This window comes from Vogesella aquatica (assembly GCF_028548455.1).
In the GTDB taxonomy this organism is placed as follows: Bacteria; Pseudomonadota; Gammaproteobacteria; order Burkholderiales; family Chromobacteriaceae; genus Vogesella; species Vogesella aquatica.
Map to the genome: position 1 here is coordinate 122,987 of NZ_JAQQLF010000007.1, position 23,916 is coordinate 146,902.

Below are 23,916 nucleotides of genomic sequence, written 5' to 3' on the forward strand. Positions count from 1 at the left end.
ACACGCGGCTTGCACAGGCTGCGGCGGGCGCGAAAAAGGCAGCCCGCAGGCTGCCTTGGTGAACAGGCCGGGTCTTACTGGCCCAGGTGGTAGATGGGCAGCGAGGTGGTCTGTTTGAACTCTTTCAGGACAAAGCTGGATTTCACGTCCTCTACGCCGGGTTGCTGTAGCAGCTCATCCATGACAAAGCGCGAGAAATGTTGCAGGTCTTCGAAATATACCTGCAGCAGGTAGTCCATCTCGCCGGTCATCGCGTAGCAGTTCACTACCTCTGGCCAGCGTTGTACCGCTTCCATGAAGCTGGTCAGATGCGCGCTGCCACCGCGCTTTTCCAGCGACACGCGTACGAAAGCTTGCAGGCCCAGGCCCAGTTTGGCCGGGTCCAGCAGCGCTACGTACTGGCGGATGACACCTGATTCTTCCAGCTGTTTTAGCCGGCGCAGGCACGGGGAGGGGGACAGGGCAACTTTCTCGGCAAGTTCGACGTTGGTCAGACGTCCATTGGCTTGCAGGGCTGCCAACATTTTGATGTCGGTCTTGTCCAGGTTGGCCGTAAGCATGTTATCTCCTGATTTTGGGTTTGCTCTGGAATATTGTTTTATGTTTTTTATTTTCTCGGCACTATATCGCAAGAAAATTGCCAGCAAGTTTACTTAGAATAAAGCGCCTGAGCCAGACATTTTACACGGTGGCAGCAGATCACCGCAGGCTGAGTGAACAAGAGGAGACGCTGGCCGCCGCGAAAGCAGGCTGCAGGCATACAATTTGGGCATTCCTACGCCGGTGGCCAAACCACCAGCATGGTACTGTGTTGTATTTTCATCTCCCGCTCTGCCTTGATGCGCCCCGGTGTCTGGCACGTCGCCGCAATACCCTACAGAGAAGCAGGCCCACGCAGGCCGCAAGAGGAGAGAAAGATGAAAATGGAACATCAGCTGATGAACCCGCTGGCCACCGATGGTTTCGAGTTCGTTGAATACACCGCCCCAGACGCCGCGGGTGTCGACAAACTCAAGCAACTGTTCCTGTCGCTGGGTTTTATCGAAGTAGCCCGCCACCGCAGCAAGAACGTCAGCCTGTTCCGTCAGGGTGACATCAACTTCATCCTGAACGCCGAGCGCAGCCAGCCGGCCGCCGAGTTCGCTTCTGCCCACGGTCCGTCCGCCTGCGCCATGGCCTGGCGTGTGCAAGATGCTGCCAAAGCCTACGAGTACGCCCTTGCCCACGGTGCTACCCCGTACAACCGCCCGGTAGGTGCCATGGAGCTGAACATTCCGGCGGTGGAAGGTATCGGCGGTTCTGCCCTGTACTTTGTCGACCGCTACGGCCACGACAAAAACATCTACGATATCGATTTCGTGCCGCTGGAAGGTGTAGAACAATACCCGGCTGGTGTTGGCCTGAACGTAATCGACCACCTCACCCACAACGTGGTACGCGGCAATATGGAGAAGTGGGGCGGCTTCTACGAGAACATCGCCAACTTCAAGGAAATCCGCTATTTCGACATCGAAGGCAAGCTCACCGGCCTGGTGTCCAAGGCCATGACCAGCCCGTGCGGCAAGATCCGCATCCCGATCAATGAGTCGTCGGACGACAAGAGCCAGATCGAGGAATTCCTCAAGCAGTACAACGGCGAAGGCATCCAGCATATCGCGCTGACCACCGATAATATCTACGAAACCGTGGAAATCCTGAAGGCGCGTGGCACCCGCTTCCTGGACACCCCGGACACCTACTACGCCAAGGTTGACCAGCGCGTATCGAACCACGGCGAAGATCTGGCCCGCCTGCAGAAAAACAGCATCCTGATCGACGGCGCACCAGTAGAAGGCATCCTGCTGCAGATCTTTACCGAAACCGTGATCGGCCCGATCTTCTTCGAGATCATCCAGCGCAAAGGCAACGAAGGCTTTGGCGAAGGCAACTTCCGCGCGCTGTTCGAATCCATCGAAGAAGACCAGATCCGCCGCGGTGTGCTGAAAGCCGACTAAGCCCGCACCACCGCACTACCGCACCGCGGCACAAGGTTGGACACCGGGCGACGCGGTACGGTAAACGGCTATATATAAGGTTGGCCGCAGCCATGCTGCGGCCAACGCATATCGACACTGCCAGACGAGACACACACATGAAACTCGCTACCTATCAGAACCAGACCCGTGACGGCCAGCTGCTGGTAGTCAGCCGCGACCTACGCCGTGCCGTGGCCGTGCCGCACATTGCGGCCAACCTGCAAGCCGCACTGGACAACTGGGTACAGGCCGAACCCAAGCTGCAGGAAGTGTACGCCGCGCTGAACCAGGGCGAGGTGGCTGGCGAATTCGCCTTCGACCAGGCCCGCTGCCACAGCCCGCTGCCGCGCGCCTACCAGTGGGCCGATGGCTCTGCTTACCTGAACCACGTGGAGCTGGTGCGCAAGGCGCGCGGCGCCGAAGTACCGGCCAGCTTCTATACCGACCCGCTGATGTATCAGGGTGGCTCCGACGCCTTCCTGCCCCCGCGAGCCGGCATCCCGCTGCGCGAGGCCGCGTGGGGGCTAGACTTTGAAGGCGAAGTGGCCGTCATTACCGGTGACGTACCGCAGGGTGCCGATGCGGCCGAGTGTGCCAAACACATCCGCCTGCTGTTGCTGGTGAACGATGTGACGTTGCGTAACCTCATCCCCAACGAGCTGGCCAAGGGCTTTGGTTTCTTCCAGAGCAAGCCGGCTACCGCCTTTTCGCCAGTAGCCGTTACCCCCGACGAGCTGGGCGATGCCTGGCAAGACGGCAAAGTACACCTGCCGCTGTTGGTGGATTACAACGGTGCCTTCTATGGCAAGCCGAACGCCGGGGTGGAAATGCAGTTCAACTTCCCGCAGCTGGTGGCCCATGTATCGAAAACCCGCGAGTTGGTAGCCGGCAGCATTATTGGCTCTGGCACCATCTCTAACCAGGATCGCAGCGTAGGCAGCTGCTGCCTGGCCGAGCAGCGCATGATCGAGATCATCGATACCGGTGCCGCCATCACCCCGTTCATGAAGCTGGGCGACAGCGTCCGCATCGAAATGAAGGACGCCAGCGGCGCCAGCATCTTTGGTGCCATCGAGCAAACAGTGGTGCAGCATGGCTGAGGCAGCCAACGTTGGCCGCACGCTGTACGGCTACTTTCGCTCCTCGGCCGCCTACCGCGTGCGCATCGCCCTGAACCTGAAGGGCCTGGCGTATCGGCAGGCACCGGTGAGCCTGGTAAAAGCCGAGCAGCGCAGCGCCGATTTTCTTGCGCTAAACCCGCAGGGCCTGGTACCGGCGTTGCAGGATGGAAGTGTGCTGCTAACCCAGTCGCTGGCCATTTGCGAGTATCTGGACGAGGCCTACCCGGATAGCGTGCAGCTACTGCCAGACGATCCGGCACAGCGTGCCCGCGTGCGTGCCGTGGCGCAGGCTATTGCATGCGACATCCACCCGGTAAATAACCTGCGCATTCTGAACTACCTCAAGACGGAGTTGGGACAGGATGAGGCTGCGCGCAACACCTGGTACCGGCACTGGGTGGAGGAGGGCTTTCACGCACTGGAGCAGCAGCTGACGGCTACTGCAGGGCAGTATTGCTTTGGTGGCACTGTCACGCTGGCCGACGTGTGCCTGCTACCGCAGGTATTCAACGCCCAACGCTTCAATGTGGACATGGCACTCTACCCCAGGTTGGCCGCCATCACCGACGCGCTGGCCGAGTTGCCGGCGTTTGCCGACGCCCACCCGTCGCGCCAGCCGGACGCTTTCTGAACCACTGGCTGCATACGGCGACGATGCCCTGCCTTCGCAAGATGGCGGGGCTTTTTACTTGAGCGGCGGGGCAGGATCCATTGATGTGAAGATAAGCCGCCATTGCCTTCGTATGGGCTCCCGTGTAGGCCAAAACACAGCGATGGCGATACCCGGCACATCCAGCACCACCACCTGCGCCGCTCTCCACTTGGCATTGGAAACATCTCGGGCCTGCGCCGCAGCAAGAAATAGTGCTTAGCCGACGCAATGCTGTGGTGTCGCCGGCATGGCAGGGGGGGGGAATGCCTCGCTAGTAGCCCTGCCGTCAGGCGAATGCAGATTTTTACGCATTTTTCCATAAATGCCTTGACGTGCCATGCGGCGTCTGCTTTAATGCGTGTCTCTGATGCAGCGCGACAGCGTTGAGCAAGAAGGCCAATTAGCTCAGTTGGTAGAGCAACGGATTGAAAATCCGTGTGTCCTTGGTTCGATTCCGAGATTGGCCACCAAAAAACTTGCCGGTACCACACCAGTCAGCAGACTGGCCAATTAGCTCAGTTGGTAGAGCAACGGATTGAAAATCCGTGTGTCCTTGGTTCGATTCCGAGATTGGCCACCAAATACAAATAGAAAAACCCCAGCTAGCAATAGCTGGGGTTTTTCTATTTGTATTCTGAACATTTCAAGACTGTCTAGTGTGCTTTCATTCTATAGGTTTTGTGGTTTGGCATCTGCTTTGGACGATTTTTGAATTTTGACGTGAAAAAGCAAATTATGAATCTTGGCTAAACAATGTCTTCAGTAATAGAATGTATATGGGTTCTGACTGTGACGGAAAGCCTTTCCCGCCTTGGCTACGGAGCTACGGAGCTACGGAGCTTTGGGTGGTAGGTGTTTGCCATAAACATTCAATCAATGTCAATGCTGTTGATGTGCTTTTTTGTATTGATCAAATATGTTGCTTTCATGGGATAGCATTTCCCATTTGGCAGGTTGGATGAGACAGTTGTTGCATGAGTTGCGATGCCTTGTGTGGGGTTGTAATTCTATTGTGCAATATAATGTCCTAAATTTAAAGGAATGGCTTGTGTGAAATGGGTGTAACATGCATGCAATCGTTCTTGGTATGGATGAAATTGTTCTTTTATTAATTTGTAATGTTTTGTTTGGTTTGTAGTGTTGATGTTTTGGGCTGGTTATTGTTGATTTGGTAAGAAAAGGTGCTTGATTAGTGAATAATTTAATCCGGATAGTGAATATTGGATTGCGCGCCATTACGCTAGCAGTTAGATTTTTATTCATATTTCTTTTGGCTAAGTATCTTGATCCGACTGAAGTTGGATATTATGGTATTTTTACTGCAACAGTTGGTTATGCGATGTATTTTTTCGGGCTTGATTTTTATACTTATGTCTCCCGAGAGATATTGAAGGTGCCGCCTAGTCGGCGTGGGCAGTTGCTTAAAGGTCAAGTTGCACTTTCTGTGTTGCTTTATATTGCTTTGGCTCCATTTGCTTTATGGTTTTTATCGAAAAATAACTGGCCGAGCAGCCTTATTTATTGGTTTTTTCCTATTGTAGTATTGGAGCACTTTAATCAAGAAATATCTAGGTTGCTCATCACGCTGTCTGAGCAGCTTATTTCAAGTGTTATACTATTTATTCGTCAGGGTAGTTGGGCCATCGTCATTATTGTGCTTATGCGCATGGAAAGTGATATGCGTAATCTTGATGTCGTGATGGCAGCCTGGGCTATGGCAGGTAGCATTGCTGCAGGTACCGGCATCTGGAAGCTGAAGCAGTTGAAAACTGAAGGGTGGCATTTGCCAATTGACTGGCGCTGGGTAAAGAACGGTATAGGGGTTAGTATCGTTTTTTTGATTGCTACGTTGGCATTACGTGGTGTGCAGACGTTTGACCGCTACTGGCTTGAGGCTCTGGGCGGCATAAAGATGGTCGGCGCCTACGTTTTGCTGATTAGCATAGCTGGAACTTTGCTTACCTTTTTGGATGCTGCAGTTTTTGCGTTTTCCTATCCCGATCTTATACGACTTCATCATGAACGCAAGTATGATGAGCTAAAGAATCAGATTCGCATATTGTTCTGGCAGACAGCTGGGTTATCGATTATGTTTGGAATCATAAGTTGGCTGGTTTTGCCTTATCTTTTGAGTTGGATTGGTAATCCTCTTTATCTGAAAGCAGTCAGCTGGTATCCGTGGTTGTTACTGGCTATGATTGTTAATGCAATTGGCATGGTTCCTCACTATGCATTGTATGCCTGTGATGTAGACAAGCCAATCATCTATAGCCATCTGGCCGCTTTGATAATTTTTGTTTTGGTAATAGCCATATTTAGTCACTGGCTTGGATATCAGGCAGTTTTTTTCGGTATAAATGCTGCGTTTGCATGTATTTTTATTTGGAAGGCTGTCTCTTACTTTCGACTGTTGCAACAGTGGGAATTTAGTTGAAATTACCCACGATGATTTAATATGGGAGTGTTTATGATCCGCTACGGTCAACAAGACATTAATCAGGCTGATATTGACGCTGTGATAAGCGTTTTGAAATCAGTCAATCTGACACAGGGTCCAGCTATTTCTGCCTTTGAGCAAAGTGTGCTAGATTTTACCAATGCCAAATATGCAGTGGCTGTCAATAGTGCGACATCGGCACTTCACATTGCTTGTATGGCGTTGGGTCTAGGCCCTGGTGATCGGCTCTGGACCACACCTAATACCTTTGTAGCATCCGCAAATTGCGCATTGTACTGCGGTGCACAAGTCGATTTTGTAGATATAGACCCGCTTACTTACAATCTCTGTCCAATCAAGCTAGAAGAAAAACTGATTGTGGCAAAAAATGTCGGAAAACTGCCTAAAATTGTCGTACCTGTGCATCTTACTGGCCAGCCATGTGACATGGCAGCCATTCATGCGCTAGGCAAAGAGTATGGCTTTAAAATAATTGAAGATGCATCGCATGCCATTGGCGGTCGTTATAAGGGGGAGGCTATCGGTAATGGCCGATATAGCGACATTACAGTATTCAGTTTTCATCCAGTAAAAATCATTACAACTGCTGAAGGTGGTATGGCACTCACTAACGATGCTGAGGTTGCCACACGACTGGGTCTTCTGCGCAGCCATGGTATTACTCGTGACCCAGCATTGATGACTACACTAGCAGACGGCCCCTGGTACTATCAGCAGGTAGCATTGGGCTTCAACTACCGCATGACAGACATGCAAGCGGCACTGGGTGTAAGCCAAATGTCACGTTTGGTAGAGTATGTAAAACGTCGCCACGAGATAGCAAAGCGTTACGACGAGCTTCTGGTAGATTTGCCCATTACCCTGCCACGGCAACATGAAGACAGCTACAGTGCTTATCACCTTTATGTAATTCGCTTGCAGCTAGATAAAATCGCTGTCAGTCACTTGCAGGTATTTGAGGCCCTGCGCGCCAAAGACATTATGGTGAACTTGCACTACATTCCGGTGCACACCCAGCCTTATTACCAGAGCATGGGCTTCAAACAGGGTGACTACCCCCTGGCCGAACAGTACTACCGTGAAGCTATCAGCATTCCGATGCACCCCACTTTGACACAGCAAGAACAGGATTTCGTTGTGGAATGCATCAAAGAGGCGATCTGCCTGTGAAATTAGCGGTTATACCGGCACGCGGTGGCAGCAAGCGCATTCCGCGTAAGAATATCAAGCTATTCTGTGGCAAGCCTATGATTGCGTGGTCGATAGAGGCTGCCCGTCTTTCTGCGTGCTTTGACAAAATCATTGTCTCTACCGATGACGCTGAAATTGCTGCGCTAGCCTGCCAGTACGGTGCCGAAGTACCGTTTATGCGGCCGCCAGAGTTGTCAGATGACCATACCGGTACCATCCCAGTGATCGCTCATGCCATAGAATGGATGAACCTTAACCATTGCCCTGTTGAGCTAGCCTGCTGTCTGTATGCCACCGCGCCTTTTGTCAGGGCGGAAGACCTGCGCCGTGGTATAGATCTACTGCAAGAAACAGGAGCCGACTACGCTTTTGCGGTAACAAGCTTCCCTTTCCCCATACAGCGCGCCATACATATAACCGAGCACCAGCGCGTAGAAATGTTCTCACCGCAATATTTCAATACTCGGTCGCAAGACCTTGTGGAAGCATTTCACGATGCAGGGCAGTTTTACTGGGGCAGAGCCAGCGCTTGGCTTGCAGGTACGCCGCTGTTTTCACAGCATGCCACGTCGGTACCCCTGCCACGCCACCGTGTTCAGGACATTGACACCTTAGAAGACTGGCAGCGTGCGGAGTGGCTTTTTAAGGCCATGCAATCACTCACAGGGCTGGCGGAACTATGAGAGTGTGCTTTCGTGCAGATGCCTCTTTGCAGATAGGTAGTGGGCACATCATGCGCTGTCTCACCTTGGCTGATGAGCTTGCGGCCAACGGTGCGGACTGCCAGTTTATCTGCCGAGCACACGCAGGTAACCTTATCGCATTGATTCGTGCCAAGGGTTACTTGGTACATGAGCTGGCAGTGACTGAACAAGACTTCACCTCACAGTTCGCAAGTACTGCACAAGCACCCTTACCAGAACTGACGCATGCCCGCTGGCTAGGTGTCACACAAGCCCAGGATGCAGACGAGTGTGCTCTTGTGTTATCGCGCCAACGTGTAGATTGGCTAGTTGTAGATCATTACGCTATTGATGCGCGCTGGCAGCAAGTATTGACACCTTATTACCATCGTCTGATGGTGGTCGATGATCTAGCAGACAGACAGCACCTGTGCCACCTGCTACTGGACCAGACACATGGCCGGCAGCCAGAAGACTACCTGCGCTTGGTACCGGTCGATTGTCAGGTACTGGCCGGCGCACACTATGCTTTGTTGCGTCCCGAATTTGCGGCATTAAGGTCCCACAGTCTGCAACGCCGAGCCAAGCCTGCCATCCGTAAACTGCTGCTGACAATGGGAGGGGTAGACAAAGAAAACGCTACCGGGAAAGTAATGCTCGCCCTGCGAGGCACAGCATTACCGCCAGATTGCCAGATTACTGTGGTAATGGGCCCCACTGCACCATGGTTGGAGAAGGTAGCCGAACAGGCCCGTTTAATGCCGTGGCTCACACAGGTAGTGGCTGGTGTCACCAACATGGCGGAGTTGATGGCAGAAAGCGATCTTGCAATCGGCGCCGCCGGTGCCACCACCTGGGAACGGTGCTGCCTAGGGCTTCCGTCATTAATGATTGTATTAGCCGAAAACCAGCGCTATGCGGCATCAATCTTGGAGAGCGCACAGGTGGTGGGAGTGCTAGATCTGGAGAAAAATATGGCGAATAATTTGGCGCGTTTCATCCACGAGATCATTTCATCCAACGACATTCTATTGCAAATGAGCAACTGTGCGAGCGAGATTACCGACGGACTAGGTGCTAAACGTGTAGCAGATCGGATTACACAGAAGGAGCTGACATGACACAAGATACAGCCAACAGGCTGGGCATCCTACGCCCCATAGACCAGACTGAGTTACCGTTAATGCTTTCTTGGCGCAATGCACCGGCAGTACGTGTCAACATGTATACAACCCACGAAATCAGTCTGACCGAACATATGGCATGGTGGGATAGGATCAAAAACCGTGCCGACCAGCAATATTTTATGTACGAATATCAGGGCTCGCCCGCTGGGATCGTGGCATTTAATGGCATAGATATAAACAATCTTCATTCATCATGGGCCTTTTATGCATCACCAGAAGCCACAAAAGGTACTGGAAGCCGGATGGAATACCTCGCACTGACACATGCATTCGATGTACTTAAACTACATAAAATTTGCTGTGAAGTGCTGGCATTCAACATGCCCGTAGTCAAACTTCACGAAAAATTCGGTTTCAAGATTGAAGGCATTTTACGAGAGCAGCACAAAATTGAGACAGGTTTTGTGGATATTTACCGTTTAGGCATGCTGTCAACCGAATGGGCGCTCAAGCGAGATCAGATGCTGGCGAAACTCCTCGATTTTCAGACTTTTAAGGAAAAACCATGAACCCGAAAATCACCATTGGCAACCGTCTCATCGGTGTTGACTATCCTCCATATGTGATTGCCGAATTGTCTGCTAATCATAACGGCAAGTTAGAAACCGCTATCAGTATCATCGAGCAGGCCAAGAAGGCCGGTGCCGATGCCGTAAAACTGCAGACATACACTGCCGATACCATCACCCTCAACTGTGATGACGATGCCTTTCTGATCAAGGGCGGCTTGTGGGATGGCAAAACCTTGTACCAGCTTTACCAAGAGGCGCACATGCCCTGGAGCTGGCACAAGCCGCTGTTCGACCATGCCCGCCAGCTTGGCATTACCATTTTCAGTTCCCCGTTCGATCATACCGCGGTAGACCTGCTGGAAGACCTCAACACCCCAGCCTACAAGATCGCCTCTTTTGAAGCGGTAGACCTACCCTTGATCAAGTATGTTGCCAGCACTGGCAAGCCGATGATCATTTCTACCGGCATGGCGGACGCCGAAGAAATCCAAGAAGCCATTGATGCCGCGCGCGCCGGTGGCTGCCAGCAGCTGGCCATCCTGCACTGTGTCAGCGGCTACCCGGCACCGGCAGAAGACTACAACCTGCGGACCATCCCCGATATGATCAGCCGCTACGGCCTAGTTACCGGCCTGTCCGACCATACGCTGGATAACACCACCGCCATAGCCAGCGTAGCCCTGGGGGCAGCCATCATCGAAAAACACTTCACACTCAATCGTAACGGTGGTGGGCCGGATGACAGCTTTTCGCTGGAACCGACAGAAATGGCAGATCTTTGCCGCGATAGCAAGACTGTATGGTCGGCACTGGGCAACGTAGACTATGGCTGCAAGTCTAGCGAGCAGGGTAATGTCAAGTTTCGTCGCTCCCTGTATTTTGTCAAGGATATGAAAGCCGGCGACATTATCACAGTCGATAGCGTACGCAGCGTACGGCCTGGTTTTGGCTTAGCACCTAAATTTCTAGAGCATGTTATTGGAAAAAAAATAAATAAAAATATATGTTTGGGGAGTCCGGTTTTATGGGAACATCTGATTTAAAATTGAATGCCATAGATAACTTAGAGCAGGATTTTGCATGCGCAGCAAGTAATCAATATTTCTTTGATTGCTTATATTACGAATTTTTTAACAAATCATTGTGTGATTTTCATGGTTTGCCCCGCCCCGCAAAATGGTTAGGACGAAATCCCAGTATAGTGGCTGTAATTAAGTACACTTCTTTATTTCTTTCGTATGCTTGGGCTTATGTACTGTTTTATTGCCACTTATTTTATAAAGTCGTAACTTCGTTGTACGTAAAGAGAAAATCCGAAAAAAATGTATTGTTACATGGTGTTGTTTTTTTGGCAGTGTGTGAGCATTCTTGCAATACAATATTTAACTCGCCAGTCAGCACAAAGTTTTGTACGTGGCTATTGCCTCAGAATATTGAAGTGCCAAGTAAGTACAAGTGTACGCCTGGCATTGATTTTGTCAAAGCGATCGACGTTATAGATTTTTCAGATATTTGGGGTGTTTTAAAGAAATCAATCACGATTCACCAGTTAATTATAGATAAATCTGGCCCTGATATGTCATGGCAGACCTATTCAGTCTTTGATTGGGTTGTAATGTATGCGGCATTGCTAAAACTTAAGCCTAGCTTGATATTGACAGCAGAGCACCATGATCGTTGGGCAGTTATGGCCGATAGATTCAGCAGTAGAATGCAAAGATTGAACAGGGAGTGTGCTATCACAATAGTACAACATGGAAAGGAGCATTCGTCTACCTACGAGAATTTTTTGGGACAGACTCGTGAAAAAGGTTTGCCATATAAACTGAAAAATGTAAAGAAACTCTTTGTCTATAATGACGAGCAGCGTGAAATTTTTTTGGGCAATATAATAGATGCTAATGCGATTGCAGATGACTTTGAAGTTTTAAATTATGACAGGCCATCGTTAAAATTGACTGATGTTGATGGTGGAGTGATGTCTATTCTGTTCGTGGGCCACCCGTTTTGTGAGCAGTTTCAAATGTTGTTGTGTGAGCGACTCTGTAAAGTGTTGAAAGCGAATGTATACTATAAGCCACACCCTGCTGCAAAGCCAAGTCCTAAGGTTTTCAATGCAAGTTGGAATGTGATTGCAGATGATTATTTTTATCCACGTGTCAATTTCGTAATTTCGTACCCTTCAACGTTGGTTGATGAGTACGAAGTACACAGAATAAAAGCGTTTGTGCATCCATTGAAGGCTGAATTAAGTACCTCGGATTGCTATAGTGCAAGTTTGTTGCGCGAAATTGTGGGTTAATATAAATGACTATTAGACCAGCGCGACTTCTCTATGTTTTCTTTATTTTATGGCTGTTCTTCTCTGCTTTATATTATGCGCCCAATCTGATTTCTGGCAATCTGATAGTTGATCGATCTGATGATTTTTGGCATAAGATTATAAAGTATATTGTGATTGGATTTATTGGATTGCTGTTTTTTTTGATAAAAAAGAAGACTGATCATGTTGTGCAGGTGTTTTTTTTATCTTTTTTTGCAATAACTCTGCTGCTGTTGCAACCATTTGGATCACAAGGGAGTTTCGGTTTTGATGCTGTTGTGGTTTTGGTTTTGCTATGTGGTCTAACTCATTTTGTTATTTCATTGGAATATGATCAGTTACGTGGTATTGCTAGAGCGGTTATAATTTCGGCCATTATTGCTTCCGTCATTTCTTATTTTGAATATTTTATCTTTGAGCCGGTTTTGGGTGAGTTTTGGGAAAGAACAGGAGGGTTTCGTGCTGTATCGACAATGCTTAATCCAAATAATTTTGGAGTGTATTTGGGTTGCGCGCTAGTCCTTTTGTTATTTTCCGATATTTTTAAAGGGCGATGGAAGTTTTTAATTGGAGTTGCGATTTTTTCGGCACTTTTATTAACTGGTTCTAGGACTGCCTGGGTTTCATTGTTGCTTTCTGTTTTTTTTGGCCATCTTTATCGAGGCGGTGGGAAGTTAAAATTTTCTGCTATTTTGCATAGTATTTTTTTTCTATCGGTTTTGCTGGCGCTGGTAATGTTTTTTATATTATCTGGTTTGGTTGAGTTACCTGCAAGAATGCTGGATTTTCAAACTGCGTCCATTCGCTTGGATAAATATTTTGAGTACTTAACTCAAATTGATTCTAGTTATTTCTTTCCTGATTCTAATTTTCTTAGAATTGATATGGTGAGTGAGTCAAGCTATTTTCACTTCTTGAATGCTATGGGGATTTTTTTGGCAGTGCCAGTTTTGTTCTATTACGCGCTTAATTTAAACACGTCATGGTTCTGGCAAGTGTTCTCAAATCACGCAGGACGCTGCTTTGATATTGCAGTCTTTTATTTCGCAGTTGCAATGCTTTTTGAGAATGTATTTATGTCGTTCCCATGCAATCAGCTGTTCTTTGTTTCCCTCGGCGCATCTATTGCTTGCTTTAAATGTGGTTCTTCTAAGTGTGATGGCGACTTCTACAGTGCGCGCACAAGCTAATTTTTATAGTATTTATATTTTAAGCGGCTAAAAATAGAGGCGTCTTACGTGTCTTTGAACGTAATTAGGGATCAGCCATGATTACGATTTTTTCGACTGCGAGTTTTGTTGCTTACCTCTGATTATATGGTTGACCAACTTGAATAGCTCCATTTTATAGGTTATGAATATGTCTAAAAGTAGTGCTATGCAAATTTGCTCAAATTGCATAATGGATACTTCGGATCCAAATATAAGGTTTGATTCCGAAGGTAGGTGCGATTATTGCAATAATTATAAGAGCCATATCGTTCCTAATTGGCATCGTAACGAAATTGGCTCCAATGCATTGATACGTTTGTCTGAAAAAATTCGAGCAGATGCAAAAGGGAAAGACTTCGATTGTATTATCGGTTTAAGTGGTGGTTTGGATAGCTCTTACGTTGCCTATATCGCAAAAGAAAAGATGGGTTTGCGCCCATTGCTATTTCATGTCGATGCGGGTTGGAATACTGACCAAGCGGTCGGTAATATAGAAAAGCTAGTTGATGGTCTCGGCTTGGATCTCTACACTGAGGTGGTAAATTGGGATGCTGTTAAGCGCATGCAAGTTGCCTTTTTGCGTGCGGGTATCCCGGATCAGGACTTAGTTCAGGATGCTGCTTTCTTTTCAGGTTTGTACAAGTTTGCCCGTAAATACGGCATCAAACATATTATAACCGGCTCCAACTTTTCTACTGAGTGCTGCCGAGAGCCTGAGGAGTGGGGTGGCTATCTCGGAATCGATAAGACACTCTTTGGTGATATTTGGGCCAAGTGTGGAGATGGTAAACCTAATGACGAGTTTCCACTAGTCGATATTCTGGTTTACAAGCTGGTTTACCAGAAGTTTATGGGTATGACTGTGCATCATCCTCTGAATCTGGTGCCTTATGGCAAAAAGGATGCGGAAGACGAGTTGGAGCGTCTATTTGGCTGGAAGCGTTTCCAGCACAAGCATCATGAGTCTCGCTTCACACGATTCTACGAGGATTACTGGCTGCCACGTCGGTTTGGGTATGAAAAGCGCAGGGCTCATTTCTCCAGCCTGATTATGACAGGCCAAATGACGCGTGATCAGGCTATTGATAGGATTTCCCGCCCAGAGATGGATGAGCATTTCTTGAAGCAAGAGTTTGAATATGTTGCTCATAAACTGGGTTTGACCGTTGACGAGCTGCAGCAGATTTTTGATTCTCCGAAGAAGACTTATAAGGATTACAAGAACAAACGGTGGATTATCAATAGTGGTGCAAATATCATGCGTCGGTTGGGATTGGAAAAGAGATTCTTTAGATGATCAAGATTGTTGATTATGGTGTCGGAAATATCCAAGCCTTTTTGAATCTTTTTAAAAGACTCGGGCTTGATGCGCAACGTGCCGATACTCCGGAGATGCTTGACGGTGCTACGAGGCTGATATTGCCTGGTGTGGGGCATTTTGATCACGCCATGGAAAGGCTTAATGCATCAGGTTTGCGCCCGCGCCTTGAAGATCTGGTTCTTAAACAAGAGATTCCAGTTGTTGGTATCTGCGTCGGTATGCAGATGCTATCTAATGGGTCTGATGAAGGTGTCCAGTCTGGTTTGGGGTGGATTCCAGGGCGTGTCAAAGCATTTGCTTGCAACGCAGCCACATCAGCATTACCAATGCCTCATATGGGCTGGAACACTTTGCAACCTGCCAACAACTCTCTTCTTTTCTCTGCCGGTTTTGAGGCGAGTCCACAATTTTACTTTTTGCATTCGTTTTATTTTGATGCAGAAGACAAGGCAGATGTAGCTGCTACTGCAGAATATGGCATTCATTTCGATGCTGTCGTTTCTCGAGGCCATATTCATGGGATTCAGTGTCACCCGGAGAAGAGTCACCATTGGGGTGAACAGGTTTTAAAGAACTTTGTGGAGCTATAAGTAATGTTAAGGCCTCGGATCATCCCTTGTTTGCTCGTTCATAAAGGTGGCTTGGTTAAGACGCAGCGGTTTAAGGATCCCAAGTATGTTGGCGATCCCATCAACGCAGTTCGTATCTTTAATGAGAAGGAAGCGGATGAGTTGATGGTACTTGATATAGATGCCTCATTGAACGGCGTAGAGCCTGATTTTTCATTGATTGCAAAGCTTGCTGCAGAGTGCCGTATGCCACTTTGCTATGGTGGTGGCGTAACCACTGCAGCACAAGCTTCTCGAATCATAGACATGGGTGTCGAGAAGGTTGCTGTCAGCCACTCCGCAATATCGAACCCGGCACTGCTTACCGAGATGGCTGCGGCAGTAGGCAGGCAATCTGTTGTTGTTGTTATTGATGTGAAAAAGAAGTCAGGTTTCTTCACTAAGGGCTATGAAGTTTGCACGCTTAATGGTAGCCGTGTGCATAAAATTGACCCAATCCTATTCGCTAAGCAGTGCCAGGATGCAGGGGCGGGCGAAATAGTCATCAACTCTATCGATCGAGATGGAATGATGGAAGGCTATGATGTTGAGTTTGCAAAACAAGTTAAGTCTGCATTGCGAATCCCTGTTACTTTCATGGGGGGGGCAGGAGCGCTGGATCACGTTGGGCAGCTTATCAGTGCTGTGGGCGTGGTCGGTGCTGCAGCGGGTAGCTTGTTCGTTTTTAAAGGTAAATACCGGGCAGTTCTGATTAATTACCCTACGCCAGAGCAGAAAGTTTCGCTTTGCCGTGAATCCATTGAAAAATTGTGATTGTGGAATATTATGTTTAAAGATAAAGTTCTTTTGATAACTGGTGGTACAGGGTCGTTTGGCAACGCCGTTCTGCGACGGTTTCTGAACTCTGATATCCGCGAGATCCGTATTCTGAGCCGTGACGAAAAGAAGCAGGATGATCTGAGAAAACGTTACGCCAGCCCGAAGCTTAAGTTTTATATCGGAGATGTGCGTGACTATCAGTCTGTTCTCAATGCAATGCGCGGAACAGATTATGTCTATCATGCTGCTGCATTAAAGCAAGTACCATCCTGTGAGTTTCATCCGATGGAGGCTGTTAAAACTAATATTCTTGGTACCGAAAATGTACTTGAGGCTGCAATCAATTGTGGCGTTAAGCGTGTTGTGTGCCTGAGTACAGACAAGGCTGTTTATCCCATTAATGCAATGGGCATCAGCAAGGCGATGATGGAAAAAGTGATTGTTGCCAAGTCGCGTAGTAGTGTAGAAACTGTTATCTGTGCAACTCGCTACGGTAATGTTATGGCTTCACGTGGCTCGGTGATTCCTTTATTCACTAATCAAATCCGTGCAGGTAAGCCTATCACCATTACTGATCCGAATATGACCCGCTTCATGATGACGCTAGATGACGCGGTCGATTTGGTGCTCTATGCCTTTGAACATGGTAACCCTGGGGATATTTTTGTCCAGAAGGCACCGGCAGCTACCATTGAAACCCTTGCAAGGGCGTTAACTGAACTGCTAGATTGCCCTGCTCACCCTATCAACATTATGGGTACCAGGCATGGAGAAAAGCTTTATGAGGCGCTTCTAAGCCGCGAAGAAATGGTAGCTGCCCGCGATCTGGGGGGCTACTACCAAGTTCCCCCTGATCTTCGCGATCTTAATTATGGCAAGTACGTTGAACAGGGTGAAATCAAGATTTCCGAGGCTGTGGAGTATAACTCCCATAATACTCACAGGCTTGATGTTGAAGGTATGAAGAAAATGCTGTTGAAGCTTCGCTTTGTGCAGTCAATCGTCAGGGGCGAATTTACCGAGCCTGAGGAGTAAGCATGAAGATACTGATTACCGGTGCAGATGGATTCATTGCTAAGAACTTAAGCCTGCAGTTATCTGAGCGTAATGACGTTGAGGTTCATGGATTTACGCGCATCAATAAGCTGGATGAGCTAACAGCTATGTTGGACGGCGTTGATTTTGTCTTCCATTTGGCCGGTGTAAATCGCCCACAGGATCCCTCTGAGTTTGCTAGCGGTAATGCGGATCTGACTGCGGCGCTATGTCAAGCCATTGCTGATTGTGGTCGCCAGATTCCTGTGATAGCCACATCGTCTATCCAGGCGGTAGCCAATAATCCCTATGGTGAGAGCAAGCGCAAGGCAGAGGAGCATTTGTTTGCCTTGCAGACCAAGACAGGTAGCCCTGTGTATGTGTTCCGTTTACCCAATGTGTTTGGTAAGTGGTGCAAGCCCAATTACAACTCTGCTGTAGCAACATTCTGCTACAACACTGTGATGGGGTTACCTTTACAGATCAATGATTCGTCAGCACCTGTAACACTGGTGTACGTTGATGATGTCGTAGAGCGTTTTCTGCAGCTGATGGATGGTGCTTTATCCCAACGCAATGCTGAAGGTTTTGAGTGTGTTGCTCCCCAGTACAAGACAACGGTTGGCGAGTTGGCAGCGCAAATCCAGGCTTTCCGTCACTGCCGTGACAATCTTGTATCCGAGCGTGTAGGCGTAGGCCTCACTCGTGCGCTTTACTCGACCTATGTCAGCTATCTGCCGGTTGAGCAGTTTGCCTATCCGCTCAAGCGCTATGGTGATGCACGCGGCGTGTTTGTGGAAATGCTGAAAACACCGGATTGTGGCCAGTTTTCGTATTTCACCGCCCATCCTGGTGTAACACGTGGTGGGCATTACCATCATACGAAGACCGAAAAGTTCTTGGTTATCAAAGGGGAAGCTCGCTTCCAGTTTCGGTCCATGTTGACTGCGGAAAGTTTCGATATTGTTACTACCGGTGACCAGGCTGAAGTGGTTGAAACGGTGCCAGGCTGGACTCATGACATTACTAATATTGGTAATGACGAGCTGGTAGTAATGCTATGGGCCAACGAAATTTTTGATCGCGAGAAGCCTGATACCTACGCTTGCCCTTTGTGAGAGTATTTATGAAAAAAATGCGTGTTGTGTCGGTGGTAGGGACCCGGCCGGAGATTATCCGTTTGTCCCGTGTTTTGGCTGCTCTCGATAAGTACTGTGAGCATGTGCTGGTTCATACGGGCCAGAACTATGATTACGAACTGAATCAGGTTTTTTTTGATGATCTTGGTGTCAAAAAGCCCGATTACTTTCTGAATAGTGCCGATGGCAGCAAGAGTGCTGCTAACACTATTGGTAACCTGATTTCAGCAGTTGATGAGGTGCTGGCAGAAGTACAGCCCGATGCGATGTTGGTGCTGGGTGATACCAATAGTTGCCTGTCGGTTATTCCGGCAAAGCGTCGCAAGATTCCTATCTTCCATATGGAAGCAGGTAACCGTTGTTTTGACCTGCGTGTGCCGGAAGAGACCAATCGCCGTATCGTGGACCATACTGCCGACATCAACCTGACTTACAGCACCATCGCACGCGACTATCTGCTGCGTGAAGGTCTGCATCCCGATCAGGTTATCAAGACTGGTAGCCCGATGTTTGAAGTACTGAATCATTACATGCCACAGATTGCAGCTTCTGATGTACTGCAACGTCTTGGCTTGGAAAAGCATCGGTATTTTGTCGTGAGTGCACATCGCGAAGAGAATATTGAATCAGACCGCGCATTTGGCAAGCTGGTCGCCGTACTCAATATGGTAGCCGAAGAGCAGCAGTTGCCGGTGATTGTATCAACGCACCCTCGTACCCAAAAGCGCGTTGATGCTACGGGCGCAACGTTTCATCCGCTAGTGAAATTGTTGAAGCCCCTTGGCTTCCACGACTATGTGCATTTGCAGATGAATGCAAAAGCGGTTATGTCCGATAGCGGTACCATCAATGAAGAATCGTCCATTCTGAACTTCCCGGCGCTGAACTTGCGCGAAGCGCATGAGCGGCCAGAAGGTATGGAAGAAGCTTCGGTCATGATGGTAGGGCTCGAGTGTGAGCGTGTCCGTCAGGCATTAGCTATTCTGGAAGACCAGCAGCGAGGTGAGGCGCGTAATTTCCGGCCGGTTGCTGACTACAGCATGCCGAACGTGTCTGATAAGGTAGTTCGCATCATTCATAGCTATACGGACTATGTTAAACGGGTGGTGTGGAAGCAATACTGATGAGTGCACAACGGCGTTTCGTTTTGATTGCGGATACCTTCCCGCCGTTGCGCAACTCTGGCGCGGTTCAATTACGCGATCTTGCAAGAGAGTTTGTCCGGCAAGGGCATGAGCTGACTGTTCTACTGCCGTCTGCCGATGTGCGGGGGTCTACCTTCTCCGAAGAGTTAGGGGGAGTCCGAGTACTGCGTTTGCAGGCACCTAAAACCAAAGACATCGGCTATATCAGACGGACGCTTGCAGAGTTCATTATGCCGTTTGCCATGCGTCGGCAATTGTCTAATTCCGAGCTGGGCGATGAAAAGTGGGATGGCGTTATCTGGTATGCGCCTTCCATTTTTCATGGCCCACTGGCTAGTTACTTGAAGCGCAAAAGTAAGTGCCGCGGTTATTTGATCATTCGGGATATTTTCCCAGAGTGGGCAGTAGACATGGGTTTGATGGGCAAAGGGTTGCCTTATTGGGTATTTCGTCTGATAGCGAGCTACCAGTACGGGGTTGCCGATATTATCGGTGTGCAAACTCCGGGTAATATCAAATACTTTGAGAGTCAGCGGCATCAGCCCGGCAAGGTGGTCGAGGTCTTGCAGAACTGGCTGGATAAACCGGCAAGTAACCCATGCTCTATCAAGCTGGGCAACTCTCCGTTGGCAGGCAGAAAGCTGTTTGTTTATGCCGGCAATATGGGCGTGGCGCAGGGTATGGACATTATGTTGGAGCTGGCTATGCGGCATCAGCATAATACCAAGGTCGGTTTCGTATTTATCGGGCGTGGTAGTGAGGCCGCTCGCTTGCGTATACGTGCTGCGGATATGAGACTGGCCAATGTCGTTTTCTACGACGAGATCGATCCTGACGAAATCCCAGACCTCTACGCGCAGTGCGCGGTAGGCTTGGTGGCACTGTCGCCCTTGCACAAGTCGCATAATATTCCGGGGAAATTCCTGACTTATATGCAGAGCGGCTTGCCTGTTCTTGCCAATATCAATGCTGGCAATGATCTTGCCGGCATGATTCGCGAAGAGCAGGTGGGGGAGGTGTGCGAAAGCAACGACGTTGAGGAACTGTATCAGTTGTCGTGTCGATTGCTTGAGCGCCTGGATGCTGATGCGGAGATGGCCGGACGGTGCCAAAAGCTTTTTGAGCGTGAATTCGCAGTAAAGAAAGCGGTCGAGCAGATTGTCACGGCACTTGCTTGAGTTATCGATGATAAAAAAATCGCCCCTCGGGGCGATTTTTTTTATGCCAGTTTTTTGATGTAAGCCGCCACGCCGCCCAGCAGCATTTCGATAGAGATGGCGGTTAGCACCAGGCCCATGAGGCGTTCCAGCGCGGTGATGGCTTGTTCGCCCAGGGCGCGGTGGATTTTGCCGGAGAACAGGAAGACCAGCAGCGTTACCAGCATGGTGAGGGTGAGGGCGCCTATCCATTCCAGCATGCGTTCCGGTTCGCGGGTGGACATCAGCAGCACGGTGGCCATGGCGGAGGGGCCGGCGATCAGCGGTACGGCGATAGGCACGATGAAGGGCTCGCCGTGCATTTTGTCGCCACCAAACATGCTGCCTTCGCCGGGGAAGATCATCTTGATGGCGATCAGGAACAGAATGACGCCGCCGGCGACGCGCAGGCTTTCGTCGGTCAGGTGCATCAGCTCCAGAAAGCCTTTGCCAAAGAACATGAAGGTGAGCAGTACCGCAAAGGCGATAAAGCACTCACGGAATACCACGCGGCGGCGGCGTTCCGGCTTCACCTGTTTGAGGGCCGAGATGAAGAGGGGGATGTTGCCCAGCGGATCGGTAATCAGGATCAGCAGGATGGTGGCAGACAGGAATGAGGTATCCATAGCTTTTACAGTATGCGGTATTCGATAAAAAACAAAGCTTGGGTTAGCGTTGCCAGCAGTAGCCATCGCAGTGATGCGGGCGGATCGCAGGCAAAGGTTGGCCGCAGGCAGTAAGAAAGGCCTTGCGCAGAGCGTAAGGCCTTTTTGATATGGGCGTGTCATGTGTGGCAAGTACTGGCAGGGCGTGATTATGTCACGCCCTGTTTTCTAATGGCAGCGGGTGTGTCCGTTTACTGACCGCTTGTGTCGTCTTTTTCCTTGCGATTAGAACCTTCTACCAGTGTGAAGGCATAAACGCGGCATTCCAGTGCGCCGTTGTACAGCATGGGGCGGCTGTCGGCGGCCAGGCGCATCAGGCTGGGCAGACGGGTGTCGGCCGTCATCAGGTGCGCGGTCCAGCCGGCAAACTGGCGTTTCAGCCAGGTAGCCAGCTGCGGGTACAGCTCGGCCAGGCTGTCTTGTTCGTCCAGGCGGATACCGTACGGCGGGTTGCACACGATCAGGCCATGCTTGGCTGGTGCGGCCAACTCGGTGGCGTCGCCCACGCTCAGGGTAACGAGCTCGGCCAGGCCGGTGCGCTCCAGGTTGCGGCGGGTGATGTCTACCATGTGGGCAGCGCGGTCGTTACCGTACAGCGGCAGGGTAGCCAGTTTGCGGCTGGCCAGCTCGGCGTCGTTCTTGATGCTGTGCCACAGCAGATCGTTGTGGTTTTTCAGCAGTTCGAAGGCAAAGCCACGGTCGCGGCCGGGGGCGCGGTTCAGGGCGATGTCGGCGGCTTCTACCAGGAAAGTACCGCTACCGCACATCGGGTCCAGCAGCGGCTGGGTGCCGTTGTAGCCGGCCAGCAGCAGGATGCCGGCTGCCAGGTTTTCGCGCAGCGGGGCTTCGCCGGTTTCGTCGCGCCAGCCGCGTTTGAACAGCGCTTCACCGCTGGTATCCAGGTAGATTTGTACGTCAAAGCCAGACAGGAACACACGGATGCGCATGTCCGGGGTGCGGGTGTCTACGCTGGGGCGCTCGCCGCCCAGGTCGCGGAAACGGTCGCAGATGGCGTCTTTTACAATCAGCGATACGTAGTCGATGCTCTTCAGGCGGGCGTGGCCGTCGGTTTTTACCTTGATGGTGCAGCCCACATCGAACAGCTCTGGCCAGTTAATGCCCTTGGCCAGGGTGTAGATGTCGCGCTCTTCGCGGAAGGTACCCATGGCCAGCTGCATCAGCAGGCGGCTGGCGGTGCGCGAGTGCAGGTTTACGCGCATCATCACTTCTTGCGTACCGGTAAAGGCCACGCCGCCGTCAGTCAGCTGCAGCTCGGTACCGCCTTGCAGGGCAATTTCTTCGCCCAGCAGTTTTTCCAGGCCACGCGGGCAGCTGGCGAACAGGGCGAACTCGCCGTCTTTCAGCGTACGTGGCTGGGCTTTGACAAAGGGCGTGCGGCCAACCTTGTCGCCACCGCCTTGCTTGCCAAAGCCTTGGCCTGGTTCGCGGGCTTCGCCTTTGCCGAACAGCGTGCGGGCTGGTGCTGCATCGCGCTGGAAGCCGCCATCGCGAGGCTTATCGCCAAAGCGAGGCTTGTCGAAGCTGCGCTCTTCACGCTGGAAGCCGCCATCGCGAGGCTTATCGCCAAAGCGAGGCTTGTCGAAGCTGCGCTCTTCGCGCTGGAAGCCGCCTTCGCGGCGCTCGCCGCCAAAGCGTGGTTTGTCGAAGCTGCGCTCTTCGCGCTGGAAACCGCCTTCGCGGCGCGGCTCGTCGTGGCGGGGGCTGGCCGGGGTATCGATATCGCTGACGCGTTTCAGAAAGCTGGTGCGCACCGGTCCGCCTGCCGGTTTGTTTTCTACCGGTGCCTGCTCGTTGTCGCGTGGTTCTGGTGCCACGTAGTCGGGGTGGGCTTTGCCACCACGGCCCGCTACGCGGTCACGGGTATAGGTTTTTTGCGGGCGCTCTGCCGGTGTGGCTTCCGGGGCCGGGGCGTAATCTTCCGGTTTTACCGAAAACAGGGTACGCGGCTTGTCCAGCCCGTGTTCGCCACGTGGCTGGTGATCGTTGGGCTGTTCGCGGCGGAAATCGCCTTCGCGTTTGAAGCCGCTGTCGCGATTACCTTCGAAGCGTGGTTTGTCGAAGCTGCGTTCGCCGCGTGGCTGGAACTCGCCATCGCGCTTGAAGCCGCCTTCGCGGTTTTCACGGTTACCTTCGAAGCGCGGTTTGTCGCCGCCGAAGCGTGGTTTGTCGAAGCTGCGCTGTTCGCCGCGTGGCTGGAACTCGCCATCGCGCTTGAAGCCGCCTTCGCGGTTTTCACGGTTACCTTCGAAGCGCGGCTTGTCGCCGCCGAAGCGTGGTTTGTCGAAGCTGCGTTGTTCGCCGCGTGGCTGGAACTCGCCGTCGCGCTTGAAGCCGCCTTCGCGGTTTTCACGGTTACCTTCGAAGCGCGGCTTGTCGCCGCCGAAACGCGGCTTGTCGAAGCTACGTTCGCCACGTGGCTGGGCATCACCGTCACGACGATGCTCGCCGCCGAAGCGTGGTTTGTCGAAACCACGGCTGTCGTTGCCAAAGCGCGGGTTGTTGCCGGCCTGGCCTGCTGGCGGAGCGTTATTCCCGGCAGGTGGTGCGTTGCGCTCGGCAAAAGATGTGGGCTGACGGCGTTGCGCGGCGCGCTGGCGGGAACGGAATGTGGACATCGTGCGGTAATCCTTTGAAATCAATCCACCATTCTAGC

The 23,916-nt window shown here is 50.8% G+C and carries 21 protein-coding genes and 2 tRNA genes; 20 read left to right on the top strand and 3 right to left on the bottom strand.

Going from position 1 to position 23,916, the window contains the following annotated elements; translation table 11 throughout:
- Positions 1 to 74 precede the first annotated feature (74 nt).
- A complete protein-coding gene (locus tag PQU95_RS06860) occupies positions 75 to 560 on the bottom strand; it encodes an Lrp/AsnC family transcriptional regulator (RefSeq protein ID WP_017509610.1) in 486 nt (161 codons plus the stop codon).
- A gap of 357 nt (positions 561 to 917) precedes the next feature.
- On the opposite strand from PQU95_RS06860, the gene hppD reads away from it, so the two are divergent.
- The 20 genes from hppD to PQU95_RS06960 all read left to right on the top strand — a co-directional run bounded on the left by hppD (position 918) and on the right by PQU95_RS06960 (position 20,559).
- On the top strand, positions 918 to 1,994 hold the full coding sequence (hppD, locus tag PQU95_RS06865; RefSeq protein WP_272751295.1) for a 4-hydroxyphenylpyruvate dioxygenase: 1,077 nt from the start codon (positions 918 to 920) through the stop codon (positions 1,992 to 1,994).
- Positions 1,995 to 2,131: 137 nt separating this feature from the next.
- Positions 2,132 to 3,115 carry a fumarylacetoacetate hydrolase family protein gene (locus PQU95_RS06870; protein ID WP_272751296.1) on the top strand — a complete coding sequence of 328 codons (984 nt, stop codon included), beginning with the start codon at positions 2,132 to 2,134 and terminating at the stop codon, positions 3,113 to 3,115.
- The gene (gene maiA, locus PQU95_RS06875; RefSeq protein ID WP_272751297.1) at positions 3,108 to 3,767 is read left to right on the top strand and encodes a maleylacetoacetate isomerase; all 660 of its coding nucleotides are present in this window, start codon (positions 3,108 to 3,110) and stop codon (positions 3,765 to 3,767) included. The genes PQU95_RS06870 and maiA overlap by 8 nt, the downstream gene beginning before the upstream one ends.
- A 415-nt stretch (positions 3,768 to 4,182) precedes the next feature.
- Positions 4,183 to 4,258 (top strand) — tRNA-Phe (locus PQU95_RS06880).
- 34 nt (positions 4,259 to 4,292) lie between these two features.
- Positions 4,293 to 4,368, top strand: a tRNA-Phe gene (locus PQU95_RS06885).
- Between the two features lie 612 nt (positions 4,369 to 4,980).
- Entirely contained in the window at positions 4,981 to 6,222 is a 1,242-nt protein-coding gene (locus tag PQU95_RS06890; RefSeq protein WP_272751298.1) for a lipopolysaccharide biosynthesis protein, read from the top strand.
- 33 nt (positions 6,223 to 6,255) lie between these two features.
- Positions 6,256 to 7,416, top strand: coding sequence for a UDP-4-amino-4,6-dideoxy-N-acetyl-beta-L-altrosamine transaminase (gene pseC / locus PQU95_RS06895; protein WP_272751299.1), 1,161 nt, complete (start codon positions 6,256 to 6,258; stop codon positions 7,414 to 7,416).
- Positions 7,389 to 8,120, top strand: a complete 732-nt coding sequence (pseF, locus tag PQU95_RS06900) for a pseudaminic acid cytidylyltransferase (RefSeq protein ID WP_272751300.1) — start codon at positions 7,389 to 7,391, stop codon at positions 8,118 to 8,120. Before pseC ends, pseF begins: the two co-directional genes overlap by 28 nt.
- A 50-nt stretch (positions 8,121 to 8,170) precedes the next feature.
- Positions 8,171 to 9,241 (top strand): UDP-2,4-diacetamido-2,4,6-trideoxy-beta-L-altropyranose hydrolase, encoded by a 1,071-nt coding sequence (pseG, locus tag PQU95_RS06905; RefSeq protein ID WP_272751301.1) that lies wholly within the window; start codon positions 8,171 to 8,173, stop codon positions 9,239 to 9,241.
- Entirely contained in the window at positions 9,238 to 9,816 is a 579-nt protein-coding gene (gene pseH / locus PQU95_RS06910) for a UDP-4-amino-4,6-dideoxy-N-acetyl-beta-L-altrosamine N-acetyltransferase (RefSeq protein WP_272751302.1), read from the top strand. Before pseG ends, pseH begins: the two co-directional genes overlap by 4 nt.
- On the top strand, positions 9,813 to 10,862 hold the full coding sequence (gene pseI, locus PQU95_RS06915; protein ID WP_272751303.1) for a pseudaminic acid synthase: 1,050 nt from the start codon (positions 9,813 to 9,815) through the stop codon (positions 10,860 to 10,862). Before pseH ends, pseI begins: the two co-directional genes overlap by 4 nt.
- Positions 10,844 to 12,121, top strand: coding sequence for a hypothetical protein (locus PQU95_RS06920; protein WP_272751304.1), 1,278 nt, complete (start codon positions 10,844 to 10,846; stop codon positions 12,119 to 12,121). Before pseI ends, PQU95_RS06920 begins: the two co-directional genes overlap by 19 nt.
- A 5-nt stretch (positions 12,122 to 12,126) precedes the next feature.
- Positions 12,127 to 13,332, top strand: a complete 1,206-nt coding sequence (locus tag PQU95_RS06925; protein ID WP_272751305.1) for an O-antigen ligase family protein — start codon at positions 12,127 to 12,129, stop codon at positions 13,330 to 13,332.
- Positions 13,333 to 13,519: 187 nt separating this feature from the next.
- Complete coding sequence (locus PQU95_RS06930) at positions 13,520 to 14,650, top strand: N-acetyl sugar amidotransferase (protein ID WP_272751361.1); 1,131 nt, start codon at positions 13,520 to 13,522, stop codon at positions 14,648 to 14,650.
- Positions 14,647 to 15,264: an imidazole glycerol phosphate synthase subunit HisH gene (gene hisH, locus PQU95_RS06935; RefSeq protein ID WP_272751306.1), complete on the top strand. Its 618-nt coding sequence runs from the start codon at positions 14,647 to 14,649 to the stop codon at positions 15,262 to 15,264. Before PQU95_RS06930 ends, hisH begins: the two co-directional genes overlap by 4 nt.
- 3 nt (positions 15,265 to 15,267) lie before the next feature.
- Complete coding sequence (locus tag PQU95_RS06940; RefSeq protein WP_272751307.1) at positions 15,268 to 16,056, top strand: AglZ/HisF2 family acetamidino modification protein; 789 nt, start codon at positions 15,268 to 15,270, stop codon at positions 16,054 to 16,056.
- Positions 16,057 to 16,068: 12 nt separating this feature from the next.
- A complete protein-coding gene (locus PQU95_RS06945; RefSeq protein WP_272751308.1) occupies positions 16,069 to 17,097 on the top strand; it encodes a polysaccharide biosynthesis protein in 1,029 nt (342 codons plus the stop codon).
- 2 nt (positions 17,098 to 17,099) lie between these two features.
- Positions 17,100 to 18,215, top strand: a complete 1,116-nt coding sequence (gene wbjC / locus PQU95_RS06950; RefSeq protein WP_272751309.1) for a UDP-2-acetamido-2,6-beta-L-arabino-hexul-4-ose reductase — start codon at positions 17,100 to 17,102, stop codon at positions 18,213 to 18,215.
- Between the two features lie 8 nt (positions 18,216 to 18,223).
- Positions 18,224 to 19,360 (top strand): non-hydrolyzing UDP-N-acetylglucosamine 2-epimerase, encoded by a 1,137-nt coding sequence (gene wecB, locus PQU95_RS06955; protein WP_272751310.1) that lies wholly within the window; start codon positions 18,224 to 18,226, stop codon positions 19,358 to 19,360.
- The gene (locus PQU95_RS06960; RefSeq protein WP_272751311.1) at positions 19,360 to 20,559 is read left to right on the top strand and encodes a glycosyltransferase family 4 protein; all 1,200 of its coding nucleotides are present in this window, start codon (positions 19,360 to 19,362) and stop codon (positions 20,557 to 20,559) included. The genes wecB and PQU95_RS06960 overlap by 1 nt, the downstream gene beginning before the upstream one ends.
- A 41-nt stretch (positions 20,560 to 20,600) precedes the next feature.
- On the opposite strand, the gene PQU95_RS06965 is transcribed toward PQU95_RS06960, so the two are convergent.
- Positions 20,601 to 21,203, bottom strand: coding sequence for a MarC family protein (locus tag PQU95_RS06965; RefSeq protein WP_017510384.1), 603 nt, complete (start codon positions 21,201 to 21,203; stop codon positions 20,601 to 20,603).
- 230 nt (positions 21,204 to 21,433) lie between these two features.
- The gene (locus PQU95_RS06970; RefSeq protein WP_272751312.1) at positions 21,434 to 23,878 is read right to left on the bottom strand and encodes a THUMP domain-containing protein; all 2,445 of its coding nucleotides are present in this window, start codon (positions 23,876 to 23,878) and stop codon (positions 21,434 to 21,436) included.
- Positions 23,879 to 23,916: the final 38 nt, after the last annotated feature.

Coding starts and splice junctions, on each gene's coding strand:
- pseH (WP_272751302.1), top strand. CDS start 9,238: ATGACACAAGATACAGCCAACAGGCTGGGCATCCTACGCCCCATAGAC.
- hppD (WP_272751295.1), top strand. CDS start 918: ATGAAAATGGAACATCAGCTGATGAACCCGCTGGCCACCGATGGTTTC.
- hisH (WP_272751306.1), top strand. CDS start 14,647: ATGATCAAGATTGTTGATTATGGTGTCGGAAATATCCAAGCCTTTTTG.
- pseF (WP_272751300.1), top strand. CDS start 7,389: ATGCATCAAAGAGGCGATCTGCCTGTGAAATTAGCGGTTATACCGGCA.
- maiA (WP_272751297.1), top strand. CDS start 3,108: ATGGCTGAGGCAGCCAACGTTGGCCGCACGCTGTACGGCTACTTTCGC.
- pseC (WP_272751299.1), top strand. CDS start 6,256: ATGATCCGCTACGGTCAACAAGACATTAATCAGGCTGATATTGACGCT.
- PQU95_RS06860 (WP_017509610.1), bottom strand. CDS start 560: ATGCTTACGGCCAACCTGGACAAGACCGACATCAAAATGTTGGCAGCC.
- PQU95_RS06925 (WP_272751305.1), top strand. CDS start 12,127: ATGACTATTAGACCAGCGCGACTTCTCTATGTTTTCTTTATTTTATGG.
- pseG (WP_272751301.1), top strand. CDS start 8,171: ATGCGCTGTCTCACCTTGGCTGATGAGCTTGCGGCCAACGGTGCGGAC.
- PQU95_RS06930 (WP_272751361.1), top strand. CDS start 13,520: ATGCAAATTTGCTCAAATTGCATAATGGATACTTCGGATCCAAATATA.
- PQU95_RS06960 (WP_272751311.1), top strand. CDS start 19,360: ATGAGTGCACAACGGCGTTTCGTTTTGATTGCGGATACCTTCCCGCCG.
- PQU95_RS06965 (WP_017510384.1), bottom strand. CDS start 21,203: ATGGATACCTCATTCCTGTCTGCCACCATCCTGCTGATCCTGATTACC.
- wbjC (WP_272751309.1), top strand. CDS start 17,100: ATGAAGATACTGATTACCGGTGCAGATGGATTCATTGCTAAGAACTTA.
- PQU95_RS06940 (WP_272751307.1), top strand. CDS start 15,268: ATGTTAAGGCCTCGGATCATCCCTTGTTTGCTCGTTCATAAAGGTGGC.
- pseI (WP_272751303.1), top strand. CDS start 9,813: ATGAACCCGAAAATCACCATTGGCAACCGTCTCATCGGTGTTGACTAT.
- PQU95_RS06970 (WP_272751312.1), bottom strand. CDS start 23,878: ATGTCCACATTCCGTTCCCGCCAGCGCGCCGCGCAACGCCGTCAGCCC.
- PQU95_RS06920 (WP_272751304.1), top strand. CDS start 10,844: ATGGGAACATCTGATTTAAAATTGAATGCCATAGATAACTTAGAGCAG.
- wecB (WP_272751310.1), top strand. CDS start 18,224: ATGAAAAAAATGCGTGTTGTGTCGGTGGTAGGGACCCGGCCGGAGATT.
- PQU95_RS06945 (WP_272751308.1), top strand. CDS start 16,069: ATGTTTAAAGATAAAGTTCTTTTGATAACTGGTGGTACAGGGTCGTTT.
- PQU95_RS06870 (WP_272751296.1), top strand. CDS start 2,132: ATGAAACTCGCTACCTATCAGAACCAGACCCGTGACGGCCAGCTGCTG.